This is a genomic window from Clostridium felsineum DSM 794, assembly GCF_002006355.2.
In the GTDB taxonomy this organism is placed as follows: Bacteria; Bacillota; Clostridia; order Clostridiales; family Clostridiaceae; genus Clostridium_S; species Clostridium_S felsineum.
In genome coordinates this window covers 4,578,467-4,604,051 of record NZ_CP096980.1, presented here as the reverse complement: position 1 = coordinate 4,604,051, position 25,585 = coordinate 4,578,467, and the positions used below count along the sequence as shown (strand labels likewise).

Below are 25,585 nucleotides of genomic sequence, written 5' to 3'. Positions count from 1 at the left end.
GCGAGGAAATTTTGGATAAGACGAGGAAATAAAGCGAGTCAATAGTAATCTATGATGAGTTTTATTGACGAAGTATTATACAAAATTAACCACTATAATCTATAGAGAGTCGCATGATTCTAATCAAACTTTTAAATTGAGAGTTTGATCCTGGCTCAGGACGAACGCTGGCGGCGTGCTTAACACATGCAAGTCGAGCGGGGAACTTCGGTTCCCAGCGGCGGACGGGTGAGTAACACGTGGGTAACCTGCCTCATAGTGGGGAATAGCCTTCCGAAAGGAAGATTAATACCGCATAATACTCGGAAATCACATGATTTCTGAGCCAAAGGATTTATTCGCTATGAGATGGACCCGCGGCGCATTAGCTTGTTGGTGAGGTAACGGCTCACCAAGGCTTCGATGCGTAGCCGACCTGAGAGGGTGATCGGCCACATTGGAACTGAGACACGGTCCAGACTCCTACGGGAGGCAGCAGTGGGGAATATTGCACAATGGGGGAAACCCTGATGCAGCAACGCCGCGTGAGTGATGAAGGTCTTCGGATCGTAAAACTCTGTCTTATGGGACGATAATGACGGTACCATAGGAGGAAGCCACGGCTAACTACGTGCCAGCAGCCGCGGTAATACGTAGGTGGCAAGCGTTGTCCGGATTTACTGGGCGTAAAGGATGTGTAGGCGGATATTTAAGTGAGATGTGAAATCCCCGGGCTTAACTTGGGGGCTGCATTTCAAACTGGATGTCTGGAGTGCAGGAGAGGAAGGCAGAATTCCTAGTGTAGCGGTGAAATGCGTAGAGATTAGGAAGAATACCAGTGGCGAAGGCGGCCTTCTGGACTGTAACTGACGCTGAGGCATGAAAGCGTGGGGAGCAAACAGGATTAGATACCCTGGTAGTCCACGCCGTAAACGATGAATACTAGGTGTAGGAGGTATCGACTCCTTCTGTGCCGCAGTTAACACAATAAGTATTCCGCCTGGGAAGTACGGTCGCAAGATTAAAACTCAAAGGAATTGACGGGGACCCGCACAAGCAGCGGAGCATGTGGTTTAATTCGAAGCAACGCGAAGAACCTTACCTAGACTTGACATCTCCTGAATTAGTCCGTAATGGATGAAGTCCCTTCGGGGACAGGATGACAGGTGGTGCATGGTTGTCGTCAGCTCGTGTCGTGAGATGTTGGGTTAAGTCCCGCAACGAGCGCAACCCTTATCATTAGTTGCTAACATTTAGTTGAGCACTCTAGTGAGACTGCCCGGGTTAACCGGGAGGAAGGTGGGGATGACGTCAAATCATCATGCCCCTTATGTCTAGGGCTACACACGTGCTACAATGGTAGGGACAAAAAGATGCTATACCGCAAGGTGGAGCTAAACTCAAAACCCTATCCCAGTTCGGATTGTAGGCTGAAACTCGCCTACATGAAGCCGGAGTTGCTAGTAATCGCGAATCAGAATGTCGCGGTGAATACGTTCCCGGGTCTTGTACACACCGCCCGTCACACCATGAGAGTCGGCAACACCCGAAGCCCGTGAGGTAACCTTTTGGAACCAGCGGTCGAAGGTGGGGTTGATGATTGGGGTGAAGTCGTAACAAGGTAGCCGTAGGAGAACCTGCGGCTGGATCACCTCCTTTCTAAGGAGTCGACATGGAAATGTAATTTCCATGAAGGTTCTTTGTTCTCTGTTTAATTTTGAGAGTTCAACTCTCTATTTGTACTTTGAAAATTGCATAGTAATTAAGAGTAATACTCTAAAGCAAGGCAAAGTTAATTCTTTGTTGTTTGAATTTAAATATATTTACTTAGTATAGGATTCAATACCTCATATTAGTAATGATGAGGGAATTTCGGGGAATACAAAGAAATAAAGAAAACTTATAGTAATCTATAGTTAGCTTTATTGATGAAGTATTGAACGAAATTAGCCATCATAATCTACAGAGATATTAATGAATTCTTGTAAGGTCAAGCTACAAAGGGCGCATGGTGAATGCCTTGGCACTAGGAGCCGATGAAGGACGTGATAAGCTGCGATAAGCTTCGGGTAGACGCAAATAGTCTGTGAACCGAAGATTTCCGAATGAGGAAACTCTCATGGGTAACCCCATGAACTGTATACTGAATTCATAGGTATATAGAGGTAAACCCAGGGAACTGAAACATCTAAGTACCTGGAGGAAGAGAAAGAAAAATCGATTTCCTTAGTAGCGGCGAGCGAAACGGAAAGAGCCCAAACCGGAAACTTGTTTCCGGGGTTGCGGGCAGATCATTAAAGCTTTATATCTTAACCGAAGATTTCTGGAAAGTTAAACCATAGAAGGTAATAGTCCTGTAGGTGAAAAGAGAAAAAAGCCCGATCTGTACCAGAGTACCACGAGACACGTGAAACCTTGTGGGAAGCTGGGAGGACCACCTCCCAAGGCTAAATACTACCTAGTGACCGATAGTGAAGCAGTACCGTGAGGGAAAGGTGAAAAGAACCCCAGACGGGGAGTGAAATAGAACCTGAAACCGTGTGTCCACAACCGATCAAAACACGTTAATGTGTGATGATGTGCTTTTTGTAGAACGAGCCAACGAGTTACGGTATGCAGCAAGGTTAAGCACTTAAGGTGCGAAGCCGAAGGGAAACCAAGTCTGAATAGGGCGCATAGTTGCATGCTGTAGACCCGAAACCGGGTGACCTATCCATGGCCAGGGTGAAGCGGAAGTAAAATTCCGTGGAGGCCCGAACCACAATGGTGTTGAAAAACCATGGGATGAGCTGTGGATAGGGGAGAAATTCCAATCGAACTCGGATATAGCTGGTTCTCCTCGAAATAGCTTTAGGGCTAGCGCCATGAATGAGTACCGGAGGTAGAGCACTGAATGAGGTAGGGGCTGACAACAGTTACCGAACTCTATCAAACTCCGAATGCTGGATACTTGAATCATGGTAGTCAGACTGCGAATGATAAGATCCGTAGTCAAAAGGGAAACAGCCCAGATCACCAGCTAAGGTCCCAAAGTATAGATTAAGTGGTAAAGGATGTGGGATTTCTAAGACAACTAGGATGTTGGCTCAGAAGCAGCCATTCATTAAAAGAGTGCGTAATAGCTCACTAGTCAAGAGATCCTGCGCCGAAAATGTCCGGGGCTAAAATCTAACACCGAAGCTGTGAACTTGTACTTCGTACAAGTGGTAGAGGAGCATCCTGTATGGGCTGAAGTCGTACCGAAAGGAGCGGTGGACTGTACAGGAGAGAGTATGTTGGCATAAGTAGCGAGAACTAAGTGAGAATCTTAGTGGTCGAAAACCTAAGGTTTCCTGGGGAAGGTTCGTCCGCCCAGGGTAAGTCGGGACCTAAGCCGAGGCCGAAAGGCGTAGGTGATGGACAATCGGTTGATATTCCGATACCGCAGAGTAACGTTATGAGAAATGGGATGACGCAGAAGGATAGGATATGCGTACGTTATTGGAAGTACGTCTAAGCACTGAGAGTGGAAGATAGGAAAATCCGTCTTCCTTAAGCTTGGGGTGTAATGGTGAGGTAGTTTACTACCGAAATATCTGATTTCATACTGCCAAGAAAAGTCTCTATCCAGGAGCTCTGTGCCCGTACCGCAAACCGACACAGGTAGGTGAGGAGAGAATCCTAAGACCATCGGAAGAATTGCTGTTAAGGAACTCGGCAAATTGACCCCGTAACTTCGGGAGAAGGGGTGCCTACGAGAGTAGGTCGCAGAGAATAGGCCCAAGCAACTGTTTATCAAAAACACAGGTTTCTGCTAAAGCGAAAGCTGAAGTATAGGAGCTGACGCCTGCCCGGTGCTGGAAGGTTAAGGGGAATGCTTAGCGCAAGCGAAGGCATGAACTTAAGCCCCAGTAAACGGCGGCCGTAACTATAACGGTCCTAAGGTAGCGAAATTCCTTGTCGGGTAAGTTCCGACCCGCACGAATGGCGTAATGATTTGGGCACTGTCTCAACAGCAAATCCGGCGAAATTGTAGTGCAAGTGAAGATGCTTGCTACCCGCGATTGGACGGAAAGACCCCGTAGAGCTTTACTGTATCTTAGCATTGAATTTCGGTATTGTCTGTACAGAATAGGTGGGAGACTTGGAAGCAGTTCCGTCAGGAATTGTGGAGTCGTCTTTGGGATACCACCCTGACAGTACTGAGGTTCTAACCGGAGGCCATGAAACTGGTCACGGGACATAGCTAGGAGGGCAGTTTGACTGGGGCGGTCGCCTCCTAAAAAGTAACGGAGGCGCCCAAAGGTTCCCTCAGCGCGGTTGGAAACCGCGCGTAGAGTGCAAAGGCAGAAGGGAGCCTGACTGCGACACAAACAAGTGGAGCAGAGACGAAAGTCGGGCTTAGTGATCCGGTGACTCCTCGTGGGAGGGTCATCGCTCAACGGATAAAAGCTACCTCGGGGATAACAGGCTGATCTCCCCCAAGAGTCCACATCGACGGGGAGGTTTGGCACCTCGATGTCGGCTCGTCGCATCCTGGGGCTGAAGTAGGTCCCAAGGGTTGGGCTGTTCGCCCATTAAAGCGGCACGCGAGCTGGGTTCAGAACGTCGTGAGACAGTTCGGTCCCTATCCGTCGCGGGCGAAGGAAATTTGAGAGGAGCTGTCCTTAGTACGAGAGGACCGGGATGGACTGACCTCTGGTGTACCAGTTGTCTTGCCAAAGGCACGGCTGGGTAGCTATGTCGGGAAGGGATAAACGCTGAAGGCATCTAAGCGTGAAGCCCACCTCAAGATTAGATTTCCCATAACATAAGTTAGTAAGACCCCTGTAAGAACAACAGGTGATAGGTCAGAGGTGTAAGAATGGTAACATTTTAAGCTGACTGATACTAATAGGTCGAGGGCTTGACCAATTAATAAGTAAATATATAATAATTACTATGCAATCTTGAAAGTATAAAGTACTTTCTATAATTAAATAAATCCGGTGATCATAGCATGGTTGTAACACCCGTTCCCATACCGAACACGAAGGTTAAGAACCAGAACGCCAATGGTACTGCAGGGGAGGCTCTGTGGGAGAGTAGGTCATTGCCGGGTAATGTTTGGCCGGATAGCTCAGTCGGTAGAGCAGAGGACTGAAAATCCTCGTGTCCCTGGTTCGATTCCTGGTCCGGCCACCATTATATTTATGGCGCTATAGCCAAGTGGTAAGGCAGAGGTCTGCAAAACCTTTATCCCCAGTTCAAATCTGGGTGGCGCCTCCAATTAATTATATGACGATTAGATAAGTAGTATATACAGTAATTCATAAAGAGTTAGCTGTACATACTACTTTTTATTTTTTTGAAAAAGTTGAAATGACTACATTTAATAAATTATAATATAATAATTAAGTTGATTTTTATTTTTTGGAGAATGAAATTACAATGAATATAAATATTTTGAAAACAAACAGTGATAATGTGGATTTCATCTACCTCATTAAATTATTAGATGAGGACTTGAAAGAAAAGTATGGGGATTTACAAAAACAATATGATGATTATAATAGAAATAAAGATATAAAGCAAGTATTGGTTATCTATAGGGACAATGTTCCTGTTGGATGTGGTGCATATAAGGAATATAAAGATAAAACTGTTGAATTAAAGCGTATTTTTATTGATAAAAAGGAACGAGGTAATGGGTTAGGTAAGTTAGTAGTAAATACTTTGGAGAAATGTGCAAAGGAAAAATATTATAAGTACGCTATTTTGGAAACAGGAATAAAACAAAATGAAGCTATTCATTTATATAAGAGGTGTGGTTATACTATAATATCAAATTATGGTCAGTATATAGGAAACACTAATAGTATATGTATGAAAAAGACTTTATAAATAAAAGTATTAATTTTAGTTATGGATCTATGATAAAATATAATATAATAATTTTAAAATCTAGGTGGTGAATATATTGATACGTGAATACATAAAGAACAATATTTTAGTTACAGATGGTGCAATGGGAACATATTATTCTAAAATTACAGGGGATTATAATAATTTTTGTGAATTTGCAAATTTAAATAATCCTAAAGTCATATTTAATATTCATAAGGAGTATATAGATGCGGGAGCTAAATTTATTAGGACAAATACTTTTTCGGCAAACACCTTAACAATGGATATATCAAAAGAAGAACTAAGGAATATAATAACAGAGGGGTATAAAATAGCTAAAAAAGCCGCTGCAACTAAAGATAATGTATTTGTTGCAGCGGATGTAGGACCAATTAATAAATTTGAAGTAGGAAAACCTGTAGAGTATATAATAGAAGAATATAAGTTTGTAGTAGATACTTTTATGGAATTAGGAGCCGATATTTTTGTATTTGAGACATTAAGTAGTATAGATTGTTTAGAAGAAATTTTTAAATATATAAAGTTAAAAAATAAGTATGCTTTTATATTAACTCAATTCGCAGTTATGCAAGATGGTTTTACAAGAGAAGGTATTAGTGCAAATAGTATTGTAAACAAAATGAACAGTATTAAAAATATAGATGCATATGGATTTAATTGTGGTTCTGGACCAGCTCACTTATATAGTGTTATTAAAAATTTGAAATTACTTGGGGATACAATATCTGCTTTACCTAATTCAGGGTATCCGGAATTAATTAATGAACGAATGGTATATGTAGATAATCCTGATTATTTTGCTGATAAAATGTCAATGATTAAAAATGTAGGAATTAAAATATTAGGAGGGTGTTGTGGTACTACACCAAGACATATAGAAAAATTAGTAGAAAAATTAAAAACAAATGTTAAACAGGTAGAAATAAAAGCAATTAAGAAAGAAGAAAAACCTAATAAAAAAAGGGAAAAGAATAAGTTTTGGGAAAAGTTGGTTAAGGACGAATTTCCAATAGTGGTAGAGTTGGACCCACCGTTCAATATTGATATAGATAAAATTATGTATGCAGCTGAGGTGTGTAAGAAAAATAATATAGATTTAGTTACTATTGCAGATTCACCTATGTCGAAAGTTAGAGTGGACTCAATAATGATTGCATCTAAAATTAAAAGAGAATTGGGAATAGAGGTTATGCCCCATATGTGTTGTAGAGACAAAAATGTAAACGCTATAAGAGCTAGTTTGCTTGCTGCGCATATAGAAGGTATAAGAAATATTTTAGCTATAACTGGAGATCCTGTTACAGGAATTGATAAGGTTAATACAAAAAGTGTTTTTAATTTAAATTCATTTAAACTTATGAACCTTATAAGTGAAATGAATAAAGAAGTATTTAAACATGACGAGATAAATATAGGAGGGGCGCTTAATTTAAATGTATTAAATAAAAAAATTGAGGTTTCAAGAATGTTGAAAAAGGTCGATAATGGAGGAACATTTTTTTTAACACAACCAATTTTTGAAGAAAGTACTATTGAATTTTTAGCTAACCTTAAAAGAGATAAAGGTGTAAAAATAATAGGAGGAATATTGCCTTTAGTAAGTTATAGAAATGTTCAGTTTATAAATAATGAGCTTTTTGGAGTTAATATTCCTAAAGAATATGTTGAAAGATTTAAGATTGATATGTCAAGGGAAGAAGCAGAAACAGTTGGAGTTGATTTAGCAACAGAGCTTATACATAAAATTAAAAAGTATGTTGATGGTATATATATGGTCACACCATTTAACAGAATTGAAATGGTTATGAAAATATTAAAGAATATTAGGAAGTGATTTTATTAAACTTGTTATAGATAGATTTGAAGGTGAATTTGCTGTTTGTGAAAGGCCAGATAGAAGTATGCTTAATATATTAAAAACTAGAATCCCTAAGGGAGCAGTAGAGGGTACCGTTTTGAATTTATATGATGATGGTAATATTAAAATTAATATTGATGAAACAAGGAAAAGAAAGATAGATATACAAAAATTAATGAGTAATTTGTTTATGTAAATAGTAAATTTAACATACAAAATACTAGATAATTTCTTTCAAGAATATTTTTAGATGAAAAAATTAAATTTCATAAGAAAATTTAATTTTTTTGTTTTTTTAGTAGTTGTATTTTTATGGAATTTTAAATAAAAAAATGAAAACTAAATATACGAATAAATACAAATAATAACATATAATGGAATAAAACAAGAATGCGCAATAACTTTTTTGTAAAAAATAAACACCAACGTTATATAATTGTATGACAAAAATGAAACAATCTATGTATTTTGTTTCATATTAGTATTTATTATATCACTTATAGTTACATTTTCCAACAGATAGTAAGAATATATTTTTAATATACTTTTGTTGAAATATGTTTAAATTTCTATACTTTAGTAAGTAAAACTAGTGTTGTTAAATAATCAAAAAACGTTTCATTATATTTTTTAAAATATATCAATGAATTATAATATTTAAACTAAAAAAGTTACTGAAATAGGCAAATTTTGCAATATAGCTATGAAACAAAATACATAGATTGTTTCATAGTATTTTATTTTCTTTCGATTATGGTTTTTTTAATATTAACTAATTGAGGAGTGAGGATTTATATGGTTAAAAAATGTAATGGAGGTGATTTACGTATTAAGTCGTTTCAATTAAGTGGGAATAAAAGAAAAAATATTAAAAAAACTAGTTTTTAGGGGATAAAACTTTATGTTTTTTATTTGGGGATTGATAATATAATTGGTTTATTAGTATGAATAGAAATATAAAATATGGTATAAGATAAATATAGTAATTGATGGGTATAGAGAAATTAATTCATTGTTAATTTAAATATGTACCAAAATGATTTTATAGTCAGCATTTTGGTACAATTTAAGTTTAAATGTACATAATTTCTCTATAATTTTTAATTTAATACAGTAGGCTGATTTATTTCTATAATTTTTTTCAATGAATTCATATATACTTGAGCACCTATAGGTAATGTTAGCTTAGGGTAATCATGTCCACTCATAAGATTTGTTATTGTTGGCTTATTTAGACTAAAAATTTTATCTGCAAAAACTTCATTTAATGTTAGACTTCTATTGTAATGTGGTAAAGTACAATTTTTGAATTGTCCCAATATAAAACCATTACAGGTATTAAGCTTGCCAGAAAGTTCGAGGTGAGTTAACATTCTATCTATTGCATATGGTTCTTCATGAACATCTTCAATAAATAAAATATTATCTTTAAAATCAATTTCATAGGGCGTGCCTAAAGTGTTACTAATTAAAGATAAGTTTCCCCCAACTAAATGTCCACGACATTCACCTTCTACACTGCAAATTAGTTCATTTTCAGAAGGATTTGAAATTATATACGGTTTGTTTCCATTCATTAGAGTGTTGAAAAATGAGTCAATAGTATACTTGTCTTTAAAATTAGAAGTAAACATTGGCCCATGAAAAGTAATCAAATTGCATTTAGAATAAAAAGTATTTAAGAAAGAAGTTATATCACTAAAACCTATAAATATTTTTGGATTGCTTCTTATAACATCGAAATCTATATAAGGCAAAGTTCGCATAGAACCATAGCCTCCTCGTACACATAAAATCATGTCGACTTCATTATCTTTAAACATATCCATAAGATCAGCTGCTCTATTTTTATCTTCACCGGCAAGATAACCACGCTTATCATATATATGTTTGCCGAGTTTAATTTTAAATCCTTTGTTTTGAAAAAAGCTAATAGCATTTTCAATAGATTTAGGATCTTCAGGGCTTGCTGGAGATATAATACCTATTGTATCTCCAAGCTTAAGTTTTTTACCTAACAAAATTATCACCTTCTTAATTTAAAAAGTATTCTTTTTATATAAAAATATTCCTGTTATGCAGGATATTAAGGCCATAAGTCCACAAATTATCCAAAATCCATATCTATATGTTGATAAAGGTATTCCAGCAACATTCATTGCGAATAAATTTGAAATCATTGTAGGAATTGATAGTAGTATTGTTACTGAGGTTAAAAATTTTATTACAACATTTAAATTATTAGATATTATTGAGGCAAATGCATCCATTGTTCCACTTAGAATATCGCTATATATACTTGCCATTTCAATAGCTTGTTTATTTTCAATTATCACATCTTCAAGTACATCTTGATCATCTGTGTATTTTTGCATTACTTGAAGTTTTAACATTTTTTCAAGAGTAATTTCATTTGACTTAAGTGAAGTAGAAAAATATACAAGAGACTTTTCAAGGGATAGAAGTTGAATAAGCTCTTTATTTTTAAGAGATTTATGAAGTCTTTTTTCAACCATAAGACTTTTTTTATCAATTTGTCTAAGGTACAGTAGATAGTAGGTTGCTACTTTATATAGTATTTGTAATATAAATCGTGAACGTTTAAAAGTAAAGAAAGTTTTTACTTTTCCATCAAGAAAGTCAGATAATATTTTACTGTTTTTAAGACATATTGTTATGATTTCCTTTTCAGTGTGTATTATGGCAAGTGGATAAGTATCATAAGCTAAAGAGTTATCTTCAACCTCTGTAAAAGGAATATCTACAATAATTAAAATGTTATTATCTTCTATTTCTAATCTAGAGGTCTCCTCATCATCCATCGCAGCATTTAAAAAGTCCATTGGAACATTTGTTTTTTTCTGTATAAGCATTAGTTCTTGTTTAGTTGGTGCTGTGACATTTATCCAACAGCCTGGTTCTACATTTTCTAATTTTTCAAGTTTTGATGGATTATTGAAATCAACACTTTTATAAATGGATATCATGTTTTATGGTCCTGTACAAAGTGTAAAATAATTATTTGTACAGTTCCTCCCTTCTTTAATTCAATTATAGTTATAGATATATTATAACTGGTAAGAAGTCTAAAATTCAATTATTAAGAACTTATTTATTGTTAAGTTCATTTTTTGCTTCAAATAAAAGGCTATTATTTTCTATTAAATCAATACATGTAAATGCTAAAGCTTTTATAGTTTTCATAATTATATTATGAGCATAAGGTGTAATTGTTTCATCTGCGAAGAAGTTAGTTCCATATCTCACTGAAGAATTTTCTGTTATAGATATGTATGGATGTATACAAGGAATTGAATGACTTATAATTCCTAAACTGAGGTATGAGGATAAGTTTTTAGGTTTATCTATATTTATTATCCCACATTCCTTTAAATTATGTGAAAAAAGTCGTGAAAGAGTACTGCTTGATAACAATTCTGTACATGGTGCGTCGCTAAGGTGAAGTTCGAAGTCAATATTTAATAGTGAGCATAAACCCTTGAAAAATTCTCTTATTTTTAACTCATGGTCAGATATATTTTGAGAAGATACAGAATTTAAAGTAAAGGCCATTTCAGAAATTTTAGGATCAGAGTCAACTAAATTTGAGAAACTTAAATTATTAATATCTAAACTAGCTTTTGAAGTGCTTATTAAATAATTTAAGGCATTAAAAATAATTAGGGCAGTATTAAAATTCCAGTGGGAACTCGCTATATCAGCCATTTTGTTATTTGATGAAAAATTAAGTTTTAGTGGAAGAGAAGCCATTGAAGTACCACTTTGTGCTGTTATTACATGTGGTTGAGCTGACAATATAGCGTCCATATCTTCAAAAGTTCCTTGTTTAAACATTGTTGATTTCAAACTACTCTTCAATTCACCAGGACAACCTATTAGAACAACACTTCCACCGATTTTAGAAATAGTTTTGGATAGAGTAAGGGCGGCACCAATAGAAATAGTAGTTTTAGCATTAAATCCGTATATATGACCGTAATTTATATCTGCATCATACTCACATATAAGGCATATTTTGGGATGACCTTCTCCAAATTGAGAAAAAAATGCGGTGTTAACATCTAAATAGTTTGTTAAAGTATTGAAATTATAAGACTTTAAAAGATCAGTTATATACTTGCAAGCTTTATATTCATGAAAGCTTTCTTCGGGATTATCATATAAATATTTTGTAAGAGAATACAATTCGCTATCGATTGTAGTTAAAAATGAAGCTAGTTCTTGTTTCAAAGTTACTCACCTCTTGATATAGATTAGAATCAAACAACATATAGAAGATTAATATTTAATAACTTATAGTATTTACTAAAAATAAAAATATATTAAAATTTTTTTGGGACAAAATAAAATTTCATAGTACAGTGAATAAAATATAGTATAAGGGTTATAGTGAATAAAGATTAGATGTTTAAAGAAAACTAATATGCTTGATTCATAGGAGGGATAGGCTATGAAAAAAATGTGTATCATATGCAGAAAGCCATTAAAAGATGGTATAATAATAAATGGAAAGGGTATTTGCAAGAACTGTGAAAAAAGGTTAGTAGGACTTGAATGTGGAAATGATTTTTATGAATATTATAAAAAACGTATAAAAAAAAGAATAGTTCATAATACAGGAAAACGATATAAAAGTGGGGTGTGTGATTGTATAAAAACTCCATGATATAAGGAAGTGAATTACTAGTGTCTAAAGCACCTATAATAGATGGAATAATGAAATATATAAGTGAAAAAAATAGTTTGTTTTGTACACCAGGACACAAAGGTGGTAGAGGATTTTCAAATAGTAAAATGGGTAAGAAGTTATATGAAAATATCATAAAAATGGATTTAACAGAAGTTGATGGGCTTGATAATCTACATGCGCCGGTTGGAATTATTAAGGAAGCTGAAGATAGGCTTAGAGACTTATATGGAAGTAAAAAATCATATTTTCTTGTGAATGGAAGCACAAGTGGTAATCTTGCTATGATATTTTCATGTTTCAATGAGGGAGACAAGATAATTGTTGAAAGAAATTGCCATAGATCAATATTCAACGGAATAATATTAAGAAAACTTAATCCTATATATGTAAAAAATTATTTTGATAAGAATATAAATGCTTCTTTATCTATAGATGAGGAGTATTTTTTAAAAGTTATACAAGAAAATAAAGATGCCAAGGGAATAATACTTACATATCCTAATTATTATGGTGTGTGCTCAGACTTGAGAAATATAATAAAGGTAGCTAAAAAATATAAAATGAAAGTTTTAGTCGATTCAGCACATGGAGCTCATTTTGGAATATCAGAAGGTTTGCCACAAAGTGCTGTTAAGCTTGGAGCAGATATGGTTGTAATGAGTTCACATAAAACTCTACCAAGTTTTACTCAGACTGCATATCTTCATTTATGCGGTGATATTGAAGAAAGCAAAGTAGACTTTTATGTAAGTTCGTTTTTAAGTACAAGCCCATCTTACATGTTAATGAGTTCTATGGATTATGCTAGAAATTATCTTGAGGACAGAGGAAAGCGTGATTACGATAACTTAGTAGAATTATGTATAAAATATTCAAAAAAAATAAGCAAAATAAATGGACTACATGTGTTGAATTCAGAGGATTTAAGTATAAATGGAAAAAGGCTTCAATTTGATGCAACAAGGTTTGTGATTAATGTAGAAGATGGATGCAGCGGATTTAAATTGTATGAATATTTAAAAGAAAATAATATACAACCTGAAATGTGTGATGACAGAAATGTTGTTTTAATTTGTTCACCCTTTGATGGAGAATTGCAGTTACAAAATTTATATAAAACATTAAAGAACTGTAACATTATAAAAATAAATGATAATAAAAATCAATTTATGAATCTACCAGATATACCTGAAATTAGATTTGCGCCATATGAGGTTTTAAATTTGAAATCTGAGAAAGTTAAAATTGAAGATAGTTTAGGAAAAGCAGTAAAAAAAGAATTGGTTCCATATCCACCTGGAATACCAATTATTATGCCAGGTGAAATTATAAATCAAGAAATTATTGATTGTATAATAAATTTTATTAAGGCCGGAATTACAGTTTTGGGAATTGAAAATCAAGGTAGAGATACTATAATAGAAGTTGTTTCTGAAAATTAAATTAATATTGGAGGATTAAAATGGGCAAAATAATTTGTTTGTTTGGAAAAAGTAATTCTGGGAAAGATACTATATTTAAAGAACTCAGAGGAGATGAAAACTTAAAATTAAAGCCTATTGTAACATATACAACACGACCTAAGAGGGATACAGAAAGGGACGGTACAGAATATTATTTTATAGATGAAAGTAAGCTAGAAACTTATGATAATATGGGAAAAGTAATAGAAAAAAGAAGTTACAACACGGTAAATGGGAAATGGCATTATGCTACAGTAGATGATGGTCAATTCGATTCAGATAATGAAAATTATATACTTATAACAACGTTAGAAGCTTATAAAAATATAAAGGCTTATTTTGGAGAAGAAAAAATCATACCATTTTACATAAATGTTGAGGATGGCATTAGACTTGAAAGAGCACTAAAAAGAGAACGAAATCAACATAAACCTAATTACGAAGAAATGTGCAGAAGATTTCTGGCGGATAATGAAGATTTTAGTGGAGAAAGATTAAAAGAATGTGGAATAAAAAAATATTATAACAATTATAGTCTTGAAGATTGTTTGAATCAAATAAAAAACGATATCATTAAGAATATTTAAATATATTTAAAAACATAGAATTTACATAAAAATGTGTTAAAATAAATATAAAGATTCTATAGAGGAGGGGTAAAAATGAAATTAGTTATATGCATTGTTCAAGATGATGACGCAGGTGAGTTAATTGATGTCTTAACAGACAAAGGATTAAGAGTAACAAAGCTAGCTACTACAGGTGGATTTCTAAAGTCAGGAAATACTACTTTAATGATAGGAGTTGAAGAAAAAGAAGTAGATGGTGTTATAGAGACAATAGAAGATGTATGCAAAACGCGTCAGCAAGTTGTAACGTCACCTTCTCCAGTTGCAGGGTCCACGGGAGTATATGTTCCTTATCCTATTGATGTAGAGGTAGGGGGAGCAACTATATTTGTAGTGGACGTTGATAAGTTTATTAAAATTTGATAGAGGAAGAAGTTTTCATGAAATTTGAAAATATATTTGGACATGAAGATATTAGAACACAGTTTGATGAGTTAATTAAAAATAAAAGATTTCCACATGCAATAATATTATGTGGTGAAGATGGAATAGGTAAAAGTGTTATTGCAAGAGAAATTGCTTCAAAGATTTTAAATAAATCTGAAATAAGGGAATATGCAGATTTAATTGAGTGGAAAATATTAAATGACAAAAAAAGTATATCGGTAGATCAAGTTAGGAAAATAATAGAGGAAGTAAATAAAAAGCCGTATGAAGGCAATAATAAAATAATAGTAGTTCATGATATGGATTCTATGACTATTCAAGGACAAAATGCTTTCTTAAAAACAATAGAGGAACCACCAGTAGGTGTTTATATAATATTATTATGTAAATCTCAAAATAGAGTTCTTGATACTGTAAAATCAAGATGTCAAATTTATAAATTAAATCGTCTCAATGAAGATGAAATACGAAAATTTATAGATATTAAATATAATATAACAAATGAAGATGAGATAAGAACATTACTAGCTTTTAGTGATGGTATTCCTGGTAAAGTGGATGAATTTTTAAATGATAAAGATTTGAAGGAAATAAGGAATATTGTCATAAATGCTATTTTAAATATAAAAAATCTAAATCCTAAAAAGATTATTGAATGTGCAAATAAGCTCTCTGAGTATAAGAAATTATGGCATGAAATTTGTAACTACTTTATTTTATATATAAGAGATGCGCTTATATACAAAGAAACGGGAAATAAGGATCTTTTAATAAATTTAGATAAGATAGACGATGTAAAAAAGGTAGCTAGCCAATTTTCTATGAAACAGTTAAATAAGATGGTAGAAGCAGTGAATTATGGACAATTAAACTTGGAAACAAATGTTAATATGCCTTTAACTTATGTTGAAATGTTGTTTAAAATACAGGAGGTCTAATATGATAACAGTTGTGGGAGTGAGATTTAAGAAGGCAGGAAAGATATATTACTTTTCTCCTGATGATCTCAATGTAAACAAAGGGGACGACGTTATAGTTGAAACAGCAAGGGGAATTGAATATGGTAATTGTGTTATAGGGTTAAAAAATGTAGGGGAAGAGAGTATAGTATCACCTCTAAAAAGTGTTATAAGAGTAGCTACAGAAGAAGATAAAAAGAAATACTTGGAAAACAAAAGCAAAGAAAAAGAGGCTTTTAATATTTGTCTTAATAAAATAAAAAAACATGAGCTTGTCATGAAATTGATAGATGTTGAGTACACCTTCGATAATAATAAGATAATATTTTATTTCACAGCGGAAGGAAGAGTAGACTTTAGAGAGTTAGTTAAAGATTTAGCATCTGTATTTAGGACTAGAATTGAGCTGAGACAGATAGGTGTGAGAGATGAAGCAAAGATGATAGGCGGTTTTGGTGTATGCGGAAGACCTATGTGTTGTTCTTTGTATCTAGGAGATTTTGCACCAGTTTCGATAAAAATGGCAAAAGAGCAGAACTTGTCACTTAATCCTTCTAAAATTTCAGGAGTATGTGGAAGGCTTATGTGCTGCTTAAATTATGAACAAGAGAGTTATGAAGATATAAGAAAAAGAATGCCGAAGGTTGGGTCTATAGTAAATACAAAAGAGTATGGTAAGGCAGAGATAGTAGACAATAATATAATAAAAGAATCAGTTAAAGTTAAGTATACAGCAAAAGATGGAGAAACAATTTCAGAAGCAGAGGTTCATATTAAAGATGTAAAATTAATATCTGGATCTTATGAAGGAAATGTAGATGAATCTCAAATAAAGTTAGAGCTTGAAGATGTAGATGCAAAAGAAGTAAAAGAGTTATTTAAACCTGATTAGGAGGCACTCAAAAAATGAAGACGGTTTTAAAAATAAGTAATATGGTTACTTCAAATGATATATCAAAGGTTAGAAGCTCTATATCTAGAAATGAGGGAGTAATAGCATTTTATATAGATAAGGATAAGTTAGAAGTTGAAGTGATTTATGATGAAAGACTTTTAAAAGTAGATGATATGGTAGATTCAATAGAAAAGTTGGGTTATATTATTGTTTAACATGAGCAATATGGTGGAATTGTAATTAATTTCATAAAAATACAAACAACATATCTATTTTTTTAGTATGCCCTCAAAATTATATAAATATTGTTTGAAATTTATCAAAATCATGTTACAATGTACGTGTAGTATTTAACGCCTATATGATAAGGAGGTGTATTTAGTATGGCATATAAAATAACAGACGCTTGTGTTAGTTGTGGTTCATGTGCTTCAGAATGTCCAGTTAGCGCTATAAGCCAAGGAGATACTCAATTCGTAATTGATGCTGATACATGCATTGAATGTGGAAACTGTGCTAATGTTTGCCCAGTAGGAGCTCCAGTTCAAGAGTAAAATAAAATAAATAAAAAGTTCGCATTTTAGTGATGCGAACTTTTTATTTATTTTATTGCAATTTTAAATAGCATGTAAATTAATTATTCTAGGTTACGATAATAAATTATAGACTTTCTTGAAGGTACATATTGGAATATATATAAATTTTATAAGTTTTCTTAACCGACGGGTATTAAGGAGGAGAATGGTTTGGATAGTATTATATTTGTGTTAGTGGCGGTGGTAGCTGTTATATTGGGTTTTATGATTGATGGTGGTTCAGTTACAAGCTTATTGCATGGTTCACCAGCAATAATTGTTTTTGGAGGAACTATAGGAGCAGTATGTACATCTTTCCCATTTGCTGATATAAAAAGGATTGGAAGTGTTGTCAAGGTTGTTTTTGCAAAACCTAAAACAGATTTACCAGCACTTATAGCTTACTTTAAACAGATAGCGTTTAAGACAAGAAAAGAAGGACTTTTAAGTATAGAAGAAATGATATCAGAAGAAGGCGTAGATCCCTTTATCAAAAAAGGTCTTCAGATGGTTGTAGATGGTATCGAGCCTCAAACAGTAAAGGACACATTAGAGTTAAGTGTAGAATTGATAGAAGAAAGGCATAAGGTAGGCGCTGATATATTTCAAGCTGCGGGCGGATTTGCTCCTACACTTGGAATCATAGGTACTGTTTGTAGTCTTGTTGTTGTTCTTGGAAACTTAAGTAGTGATACTTCCCAACTTGGAGAATCGATATCGTCAGCATTCTTGGCCACACTTTATGGTATAAGTAGTGCCAATTTAGTCTGCTTACCAATAGCAAGTAAATTAAAAAGACTTAATGCTATAGAAATACAAGAAAAAAGCTTAGTGATAGAAGCTATACTTTGTATTCAAGAAGGTATAAATCCTAATACACTTGATGAAAAACTTAAAGGATTTTTGGACAAGAAGCAACTTCTACAATATGAAAATATGAGTGGAGGAGAAGGTGAATAAGTTTGAAAAAGAAAAAACATGAGGAGCCAGAAAATTCAGAACGTTGGCTACTTACATATTCAGATTTAATAACTCTTCTTATGGCATTTTTCATAGTTATGTATGCTTCAAGTACAGTGAGTAAGTCTAAGTTTGCACAAATAGCACAATCCCTTAAAGCTGGCTTTGAAGGCTCCACTGGAAAAACAATTATAGGTAATGAAGATGCTGTTGATATAAAAACAAGCAATAATTATGTTACGCAACAATCTAATAAACAAAATGCTTCAGCAGAGAAGACTGAAGAAAATAAGCTTAAGGATGTAAAACAAAAAATAGACCAATATGTAAAAGAAAATGGTATGCAAGGTAGTGTAACTACTAACTTAGAAGAAAAGGGATTAGTGGTTAGTATAGTTGATACACTAATGTTTGATAGGGGAAGAGCAGAAGTAAAACCAGATTTTGAAAAAAAACTAGTTGAAATAGGAAAGATACTAAATACTATTGATAACTATATAAGAATTGAAGGGCATACAGACAATACCCCTATAAGCAATTCGCAATATCCATCAAATATAGAATTGGGTTCTGCTAGATCAAATAATGTTGAGCATATTTTACTAGATACAGCTAAAATACCACCAACTCAAATGTATACAGTAAGTTATGCAGATACAAGACCAGTAGCAGATAATAATACAGATGTAGGTAAGGCTAGAAATAGAAGAGTTGATATTGTAATATTAAATAGTAAATTTAACGCTGTAGAACAAGAAAGCGGCGGTAAATAAAAGAAAGCAAGGAAGTGATTTATGTTCCTTGCCTTTTTATTTTTATAGAAAAAATCAGTAATGTATAATATAATTAATAGAGTTTCTGATTAATGATTTTAGGAAGTGAATTTATGGATTTAGTTAAAATAGATGAAACGCTTGATGATTTACAAATAAAAGATATTCGCATAATACAAAAAAAACAAGGCTTCAGATTTGGAGTAGATGCTGTTTTGCTTGCAAATTATGCTAAGGTTAAAAGAAATCAAACAGTTATAGACTTGTGTAGTGGAACAGGAATAGTTCCATTTATTATAGAAGGAAAAAAGGAACCGAAATCTATTGTTGGTATTGAAATTCAAGAGGATATGGTTGAAATGGCAAATAGAACTGTTTTATATAATGAATTTCAAGGCAAAATAAAATTTATAAATGAAGATCTTAAAAATGTAGAAGTATTAAAAAAAATGGAAAGAGTGGATGTAATAACGGTAAATCCGCCATATAAACTAAAAAATTCAGGAATTGTAAATGAATTTGATAAGAATGCTATTGCTAGGCATGAGATATGTTGTAATTTAGAGGATGTTATAAAGGCCGCTAGAATTCTACTAAAAGATAATGGCAGCTTTTTTATGGTTCATAGACCTGAAAGGCTTGCTGACATACTGTGTTTAATGAGAAAATATAAAATAGAACCCAAATCCATAAAACTGGTTTATCCGAACACTAAAAAACCACCAAACATAGTTCTTATAGAAGGTAAACGTGATGGTAGAGAGTTCTTAAAATGGGAAAACTCTTTGTATATACATAAGGATAACGGAGATTATACGGAAGAATTAAATGAGATATATGGAAGGTAGGGGAAACTAGCATGAGTGGAAAATTATTTTTAGTTGGAACACCTATAGGAAATCTGAAGGATATAACACTGAGGGCTTTGGAAACACTACAAAATTGTGATGTTATAGCAGCAGAGGATACAAGGCAGAGTTTAAAGTTATTAAATCACTTTAATATAAAGAAGCCTTTGATAAGTTATCATAAGTTTAATGAAAATAATAGAAGTAAAGAATTAATGGATATGGTTAGGGATGGTAAGAATATAGCGCTAGTAACAGACGCAGGTATGCCAGGAATTTCAGATCCGGGAAGTGTCATAGTAGAGAAGTTTATTGAAAATAATATTGAATTTGAAGTTATACCAGGCCCTACAGCTTTAGTTACAGCTTTAGTATGTTCTGGACTTGATACATCAAAGTTCCTATTTAGAGGATTTCTGCCTAAGGAAACAAAGGATAGAAAAGCAGTGATTGAAGATGTGAAAAATGTTAAGGAAACGTTAATTTTTTATGAAGCTCCGCATAAACTATTAAATACATTAAGCTTTTTATTTGACAATCTTGGAAACAGACAAATAGCTATATGTAGAGAACTTACAAAACTTCATGAAGAGATAAAACATATTACTCTTGAGGAAGCAATTGAGTTTTATAATACTTCTAAACCTAAGGGGGAATACGTTCTAATCCTTGCAGGAAAGAGCGAAGAGGAGATTATAAATGAAAAAATGTCTGAGTGGGAAGATATGAGTATTGAAGAGCATATAATTAAATGTATGGAAGAAGGATTATCTAAAAAAGAGGCTGTGAAAAAGGTGGCCAAAGAGAGAAACATCGGTAAATCGGAAGTTTATAAACATTCTATAGCAATAAAATGATGTATAATCCCTTAAGAGATTTGAATAATCTTTTTATTGTACTATATGCTTATAAAAACTTGAATATAATATAAAAAGTGTCGGTTGTAAATTGTGCAAAAATAATGATATAATATAAACAATATTATAAAATTGAATACAAAAGTTGGACAGTCTTTTTTTATGAGCAAGAGTGAAAATATTTACATTGGATTAAGGGGGAGATATGTAGTGCACAAGAGGATATTGTCGACTGTAGTCGCAGTAGGTATAATAGCGACTATGGGATCTACGAGCGTTTTTGCATCGCCGGTTCAGGACGCTCAAAGTAAATTAAATGCGTCGCATAAAAATGTGCAAGATTTAGAAGTTACCATGGAAAAAATGGACAACCAGATTGAAACTATTATGAGTCAAAGGGATAGTGTTAATAAGAAGATATCTGAGGCTCAAAGCAATATAAATGAGGCACAAAATGACATAGAGACTTCTAAGGATAACATAAAGGAAGAAAAAGATAAATTTGCAGATAGAGTTAGAGCTTTATACATAAGTGGTAGTACTCAAAGTTATGTAGACATATTGCTTCAATCAAAAAGTTTTAGTGATATGGTGTCTAGAATAGATGCTATAAAGCAAATTTCAGATTATGATCAAAAGCTCGTATCAGATTTAAAAGACTCACAAAATAGAATAGAGGCTAAAAAGGATAAAATTGTAGCAGATAAGCAGCAGCTTGAAGCTTTAAATAAGGAAAATGATTCTAAACTTAAGGAATTAAATGATAAGAAGACTGAGCAAAATGCTCTTGTTGCAAAAGCAAAGGCAGAAGAAAGTAAGGATGCAGCATCACTTAAAGCACAGCAGGATGCAGAAAAAGCAGCTCAAGCTAGAGCTATAGCTTTGGCAGCAGCACCTAAAGCAACACCAGCAGCGCCAAAGGCAGCAGCACCAATAAGCAGAGGAACATCCAGTGCACCTGTGCAAAATAATTCAACGCCTTCTTCATTTGCAGGAAGTGGTAATGATGTTGTAAGTTTTGCAGAAAGCTTCCGTGGAGTTCATTATGTATGGGGTGGAACAACTCCAAGTGGATTTGACTGTTCAGGATTAGTTCAATATGTATATAATCATTTTGGAATAAGCCTTCCTAGGACAAGTCAAGAACAGGCAGGTGTAGGTACAACTGTTAGTTCGCCACAACCAGGAGATTTATTGTTCTTTGGACCTGCGTCAGCACCATATCATGTTGCAATTTATGCAGGTGATGGACAAATGGTAGAAGCACCACGTACAGGATTAGATGTAAGATTAACACCAGTTAGAGCTTACAGTTTGATTAAAAGAGTAAAATAGGACTGAAAAATATGGGGACACAAAATTTGTTTTGTTGTCCCTTTAATAATTTAAATAAAACTTAATATAAAAGGGGAGAAGTGGAATGCACAGAAAGTTTTTAACTTCGCTTGTGGCTTTGAGTATTATGGTATCTTGCAGCGGCAATATTGTGTTTGCGAGCCCGCTTCAAGATCAGTATAATAAAAGTTTACAGCAGTATCAAAATGCACTGAAGAGTGTACAAGATATGGAAAGTCAAATAACTGTACTGGACAACCAAATTGGAGAATTAAATGAGAGCATAAAAAACACTGATGAGAAAATAAATGAGAGTAAAGCAAACATGGCAATAACACAGAAAAAGATAGATAAGGCTAAGGAAAATATCACTAATGAGCAGCAACTTTATGGAGATAGATTGAGAGCTATGTATGTAAATGGCACAACAACTCAATATATAGAAGTAATTTTAAACAGTAAGAATTTTAGTGATTTTGTTTCTAGATTAGATGATGTAAAAGATATAATAAAATATGATAAAGGTGTAATAAATAATTTTAAAGCTCAACAGCAGGAAGTAGAAGCTCAGCAGAAGATTTTAGTTGATCAAAATAATAAACTTATAGTACTTCAAAACGATAATCATAAAAAAATGGATGATTTCAATAATAAGAAGAACACTCAAAATACTCTTATAGCAGCAGCAAAAGCTGAAGAAGCTAAACATAGTAACGAGATGCAGCAAATACAAAAGGCAATAGATGATGAGAGAAAGAAAATAGAAGCACTTAATGTTTCTACAGATCTTCAATTAAAGCCGATAGGTAAGAATGTTCAGAATAGTAGCAATAATAAAGCTCTTCAAAGTGGAGATGGGCTCGCTGTAGTGAAATATGCGAAATCTTTTGAGGGAACTCCTTATTTATGGGGAGGAACTCAGCCAGGAGGATTTGATTGTTCAGGACTTGTACAATACGTTTATGGTCATTTTGGTATTAAGTTACCAAGAACAACATATGAACAGGTTAATGAAGGGCAGGCAGTTGTAGGTGATCTTCAGCCTGGTGATTTGCTTTTCTTTGAACCGAGTGATAAAGGACCAGATCATGTTGGAATTTATGCTGGTGACGGCTATTTTATAGAAGCACCTCATACAGGAGCTAATGTTAGGCTTTCACCAATAAGACATTATTGTGCTGCAAGAAGAATAATAAACTAATTATAAAGAATAAAAGACTGCCTATTTATAGAGCAGTCTTTTCATATATGAAACTAAAAACTATCTACCTTCTTTTAATTCTTGAAGGCAGTGTTTGCAGATGTTTTTACCTTTGTAATTAATAACGTCACTTGCATCTCCGCAGAATATACATGCAGGTTCATATTTTTTTAAAATGATTTGCTCACCATCTACATATATTTCTAAAGCGTCTTTTTCTGCTATATTTAAAGTTCTTCTTAACTCAATAGGTATTACTATTCTACCTAATTCGTCTACTCTTCTAACTACACCTGTTGATTTCATTTTAAATTCCTCCTTAAATTACATTATCCGACAAACATTGCAATTAAATAATAACAAATATTACATTAAAAGTCAATGAGTAAAACATAATGTTTTAAATTTAGTTACAATTTTTTTAGTAACTTCCATCTAATGTTAATATACTACCATATAATTGAAATGTCAATGCTTTTTTTCGTATTAATACAAAATATTTCCATATGCTACATCCCAGAAATATCAAGGTAAATAAAAAAATTTAAGTGATTTATAGGGAAAAATACTATAAAATAGCTGTATTTTTTGATTTTAGGGGGATGCAAGATTGCAGAAAAACAAAAAAGTAATTATATGGGTTAAACCTAATAACATGTCGAAATATTTGTTAAAAAAATAAGAACAAATGTAAATTTTCGACCTTTATGTATATGTTGGAAATTAAAATGATATAATTATTTTAAGGAGTGATTTTTGTGAATGATATTATTAGACTAATAAAAGATATAATTACAGAGGTAGATATAAAAGCTTATGTAGTTGGTGGATATGTAAGAGATAAACTTATTAATTCTAAAAATGAACCGGAGGACTTAGATATTGTTTTTGAAGATGACTTTGAAGGTATACTAGATATACTTAAAGATAAGGGTGCAAAGATAAGCCTTATAAAAAAGGATTTGAATGTATATAGAGCTAGCTATAAAGGTTGTTTAGTAGACATATCTAGAATAAAAGGTAAGAATATAGAGGAGGATTTAAATAAAAGAGATTTTACGATAAACGCAATAGCTTTAGATGTAAAAGATAATAAGATAATAGACCCATTTAAGGGAAGATTACATATTAAGAGAAGAATTATCCAAGTAGTGAATGAAAATAGTCTTAAAGAGGATGCTGTGAGGATACTTAGGGGAGTAAGATTTTATATAAAATATGGCATGCATTTTAATGGATATACTGAGGAGTATATTAGAGAAGAAGCAAAGAATATAATGAAGTTTCCTAAGGATAGAGTTCTTGATGAAATTATGCACAGTATACATAATGATGAAAGTGGAGTGTTTTTTGAAGTAATGGATCAGTATATGGTTTTAAAAAATATACTTCCATATACAGAAGAATTAAAAACCGTAGGGAAATGTAAATATCATCTTGTGGATGCCTTTACACATATGAATACAGCTTATAGAGTTTTTAAGGACTTGAAAAAGGGATATTTAAAAGTTGATAATTTGAATTTAGAGAGATTTGAGAAAAAAATTGGGTTATATGATGAATCAGATTATTTAGCTTTCGCTGTTTTTGTTCATGACATAGGTAAGTATGTAAGTTATAAGAAAGAAGGAGAATGTATAAGCTTCAAGGGACATGATGAAAAGGGATTAGAAATAATTGAAAAAGTGTGTGATGAATTAAAATTCCCTATTGAAGGAAAAAAGATAGTAAGCTCAGTTGTTAGAAATCACATGTACCCGCTTATGATTTTTAAAACAGAAAAAGAAGCTAGAAAATTAAAAGAATACGAGTTCTTTAAGAATTTTGATAAATATATTCCACATATTATAGTGGCATCCTTTTGTGATGTGTATGCTACGAAAATTTATATGGATCATGGAAATGAAAAAGCTAGTTTTATAGAATTTATTTCTGAGCTAATGCTTAAGTATAATAAATTTAAAAACTTAAAAATAAATAGACTCTTAGATGGAAATAACTTGATTGATTTGGGTTTAAACGGAAATGATATAGGTGATATGATCAACAAACTTGACAAATTTATTTATCTTGAAGGAAGCAAAACTAGAGAGGAACAACAAAAATTTGTCTTAAAAATGATAAAGTAGGTATTCACAATAATATGTGTAAAATTTGTGTAGAACTTATTCACATATTGTTGATAATGTGAATTATAGTAGGAATAACGAGAATCATACTGAAAATAAGAGGAATTAAAATATTTATTGCACACAAAAACTGTGGACAA

Annotated in this window: 22 protein-coding genes, 2 tRNA genes and 3 rRNA genes; 23 read left to right on the top strand and 4 right to left on the bottom strand. The window is 33.0% G+C overall.

The genetic code is table 11. The features are described from left to right. Window positions 1–132 precede the first annotated feature (132 nt). From CLFE_RS21330 to CLFE_RS21295, 8 genes are all read left to right on the top strand, one after another. Window positions 133–1,638 (top strand): 16S ribosomal RNA (locus CLFE_RS21330). Window positions 1,639–1,967: 329 nt separating this feature from the next. Beyond that, window positions 1,968–4,872: ribosomal RNA gene (locus CLFE_RS21325) — 23S ribosomal RNA — on the top strand. Between the two features lie 70 nt (window positions 4,873–4,942). Further along, a 5S ribosomal RNA gene (gene rrf / locus CLFE_RS21320) occupies window positions 4,943–5,059 on the top strand. The 16S, 23S and 5S rRNA genes sit together here with 2 tRNA genes alongside, the layout of an rRNA operon. Window positions 5,060–5,066: 7 nt before the next feature. Further along, window positions 5,067–5,142 (top strand) — tRNA-Phe (locus CLFE_RS21315). A 10-nt stretch (window positions 5,143–5,152) separates the two neighbouring features. Continuing rightward, window positions 5,153–5,226: transfer RNA gene (locus CLFE_RS21310), tRNA-Cys, on the top strand. A 162-nt stretch (window positions 5,227–5,388) separates the two neighbouring features. Further along, window positions 5,389–5,841, top strand: coding sequence for a GNAT family N-acetyltransferase (locus CLFE_RS21305; protein WP_077836204.1), 453 nt, complete (start codon window positions 5,389–5,391; stop codon window positions 5,839–5,841). A gap of 76 nt (window positions 5,842–5,917) precedes the next feature. Then, the gene (locus CLFE_RS21300; RefSeq protein WP_207651384.1) at window positions 5,918–7,699 is read left to right on the top strand and encodes a bifunctional homocysteine S-methyltransferase/methylenetetrahydrofolate reductase; all 1,782 of its coding nucleotides are present in this window, start codon (window positions 5,918–5,920) and stop codon (window positions 7,697–7,699) included. Then, window positions 7,686–7,919 (top strand): DUF3006 domain-containing protein, encoded by a 234-nt coding sequence (locus CLFE_RS21295; protein ID WP_308463936.1) that lies wholly within the window; start codon window positions 7,686–7,688, stop codon window positions 7,917–7,919. Before CLFE_RS21300 ends, CLFE_RS21295 begins: the two co-directional genes overlap by 14 nt. 904 nt (window positions 7,920–8,823) lie before the next feature. On the opposite strand, the gene CLFE_RS21290 is transcribed toward CLFE_RS21295, so the two are convergent. From CLFE_RS21290 to CLFE_RS21280, 3 genes are all read right to left on the bottom strand, one after another. Further along, window positions 8,824–9,744: a S66 peptidase family protein gene (locus CLFE_RS21290; RefSeq protein ID WP_077835993.1), complete on the bottom strand. Its 921-nt coding sequence runs from the start codon at window positions 9,742–9,744 to the stop codon at window positions 8,824–8,826. 18 nt (window positions 9,745–9,762) lie between these two features. Beyond that, on the bottom strand, window positions 9,763–10,710 hold the full coding sequence (locus CLFE_RS21285) for a magnesium transporter CorA family protein (RefSeq protein WP_077835992.1): 948 nt from the start codon (window positions 10,708–10,710) through the stop codon (window positions 9,763–9,765). 121 nt (window positions 10,711–10,831) lie between these two features. Next, on the bottom strand, window positions 10,832–11,974 hold the full coding sequence (locus CLFE_RS21280) for a zinc-binding metallopeptidase family protein (protein ID WP_077893681.1): 1,143 nt from the start codon (window positions 11,972–11,974) through the stop codon (window positions 10,832–10,834). Between the two features lie 220 nt (window positions 11,975–12,194). Here CLFE_RS21280 and CLFE_RS21275 point away from each other — a divergent pair, with 220 nt between their 5' ends. From CLFE_RS21275 to CLFE_RS21210, 14 genes are all read left to right on the top strand, one after another. Further along, complete coding sequence (locus tag CLFE_RS21275) at window positions 12,195–12,410, top strand: sigma factor G inhibitor Gin (RefSeq protein WP_077835990.1); 216 nt, start codon at window positions 12,195–12,197, stop codon at window positions 12,408–12,410. Between the two features lie 20 nt (window positions 12,411–12,430). After that, window positions 12,431–13,876, top strand: a complete 1,446-nt coding sequence (locus tag CLFE_RS21270; RefSeq protein ID WP_077893680.1) for an aminotransferase class I/II-fold pyridoxal phosphate-dependent enzyme — start codon at window positions 12,431–12,433, stop codon at window positions 13,874–13,876. A 20-nt stretch (window positions 13,877–13,896) separates the two neighbouring features. Next, window positions 13,897–14,484 (top strand): nucleoside/nucleotide kinase family protein, encoded by a 588-nt coding sequence (locus tag CLFE_RS21265; RefSeq protein ID WP_077850835.1) that lies wholly within the window; start codon window positions 13,897–13,899, stop codon window positions 14,482–14,484. Between the two features lie 75 nt (window positions 14,485–14,559). Next, window positions 14,560–14,889 carry a cyclic di-AMP receptor DarA gene (darA, locus tag CLFE_RS21260; protein WP_077835987.1) on the top strand — a complete coding sequence of 110 codons (330 nt, stop codon included), beginning with the start codon at window positions 14,560–14,562 and terminating at the stop codon, window positions 14,887–14,889. A 17-nt stretch (window positions 14,890–14,906) separates the two neighbouring features. Then, window positions 14,907–15,851, top strand: a complete 945-nt coding sequence (locus CLFE_RS21255) for a DNA polymerase III subunit delta' (protein WP_077835986.1) — start codon at window positions 14,907–14,909, stop codon at window positions 15,849–15,851. 1 nt (window position 15,852) lies between these two features. Further along, the gene (locus CLFE_RS21250; RefSeq protein WP_077893679.1) at window positions 15,853–16,764 is read left to right on the top strand and encodes a PSP1 domain-containing protein; all 912 of its coding nucleotides are present in this window, start codon (window positions 15,853–15,855) and stop codon (window positions 16,762–16,764) included. 14 nt (window positions 16,765–16,778) lie between these two features. Then, window positions 16,779–16,982 carry a heavy-metal-associated domain-containing protein gene (locus CLFE_RS21245; protein WP_077835984.1) on the top strand — a complete coding sequence of 68 codons (204 nt, stop codon included), beginning with the start codon at window positions 16,779–16,781 and terminating at the stop codon, window positions 16,980–16,982. A gap of 168 nt (window positions 16,983–17,150) precedes the next feature. After that, on the top strand, window positions 17,151–17,321 hold the full coding sequence (gene fdxA / locus CLFE_RS21240; RefSeq protein ID WP_010963626.1) for a 4Fe-4S ferredoxin: 171 nt from the start codon (window positions 17,151–17,153) through the stop codon (window positions 17,319–17,321). Window positions 17,322–17,513: 192 nt separating this feature from the next. Then, window positions 17,514–18,302 (top strand): motility protein A, encoded by a 789-nt coding sequence (locus tag CLFE_RS21235; RefSeq protein WP_077893678.1) that lies wholly within the window; start codon window positions 17,514–17,516, stop codon window positions 18,300–18,302. A 2-nt stretch (window positions 18,303–18,304) separates the two neighbouring features. Beyond that, entirely contained in the window at window positions 18,305–19,075 is a 771-nt protein-coding gene (locus CLFE_RS21230) for an OmpA/MotB family protein (RefSeq protein WP_077835982.1), read from the top strand. Between the two features lie 113 nt (window positions 19,076–19,188). Continuing rightward, entirely contained in the window at window positions 19,189–19,923 is a 735-nt protein-coding gene (locus CLFE_RS21225; RefSeq protein ID WP_077893677.1) for a tRNA1(Val) (adenine(37)-N6)-methyltransferase, read from the top strand. 11 nt (window positions 19,924–19,934) lie between these two features. Then, a complete protein-coding gene (rsmI, locus tag CLFE_RS21220; RefSeq protein WP_077893676.1) occupies window positions 19,935–20,780 on the top strand; it encodes a 16S rRNA (cytidine(1402)-2'-O)-methyltransferase in 846 nt (281 codons plus the stop codon). A 210-nt stretch (window positions 20,781–20,990) separates the two neighbouring features. After that, the gene (locus CLFE_RS21215; RefSeq protein ID WP_077893675.1) at window positions 20,991–22,115 is read left to right on the top strand and encodes a C40 family peptidase; all 1,125 of its coding nucleotides are present in this window, start codon (window positions 20,991–20,993) and stop codon (window positions 22,113–22,115) included. Window positions 22,116–22,200: 85 nt separating this feature from the next. Next, on the top strand, window positions 22,201–23,316 hold the full coding sequence (locus CLFE_RS21210) for a C40 family peptidase (RefSeq protein ID WP_077893674.1): 1,116 nt from the start codon (window positions 22,201–22,203) through the stop codon (window positions 23,314–23,316). Between the two features lie 60 nt (window positions 23,317–23,376). Here the strand turns inward: CLFE_RS21210 and CLFE_RS21205 are convergent, their stop codons facing one another. Further along, window positions 23,377–23,622, bottom strand: coding sequence for an AbrB/MazE/SpoVT family DNA-binding domain-containing protein (locus tag CLFE_RS21205; RefSeq protein ID WP_077835061.1), 246 nt, complete (start codon window positions 23,620–23,622; stop codon window positions 23,377–23,379). Between the two features lie 452 nt (window positions 23,623–24,074). Between CLFE_RS21205 and CLFE_RS21200 the strand changes: the two genes are divergently transcribed. After that, the gene (locus CLFE_RS21200; protein WP_077893673.1) at window positions 24,075–25,445 is read left to right on the top strand and encodes a tRNA nucleotidyltransferase/poly(A) polymerase-related protein; all 1,371 of its coding nucleotides are present in this window, start codon (window positions 24,075–24,077) and stop codon (window positions 25,443–25,445) included. Window positions 25,446–25,585 lie beyond the last annotated feature (140 nt).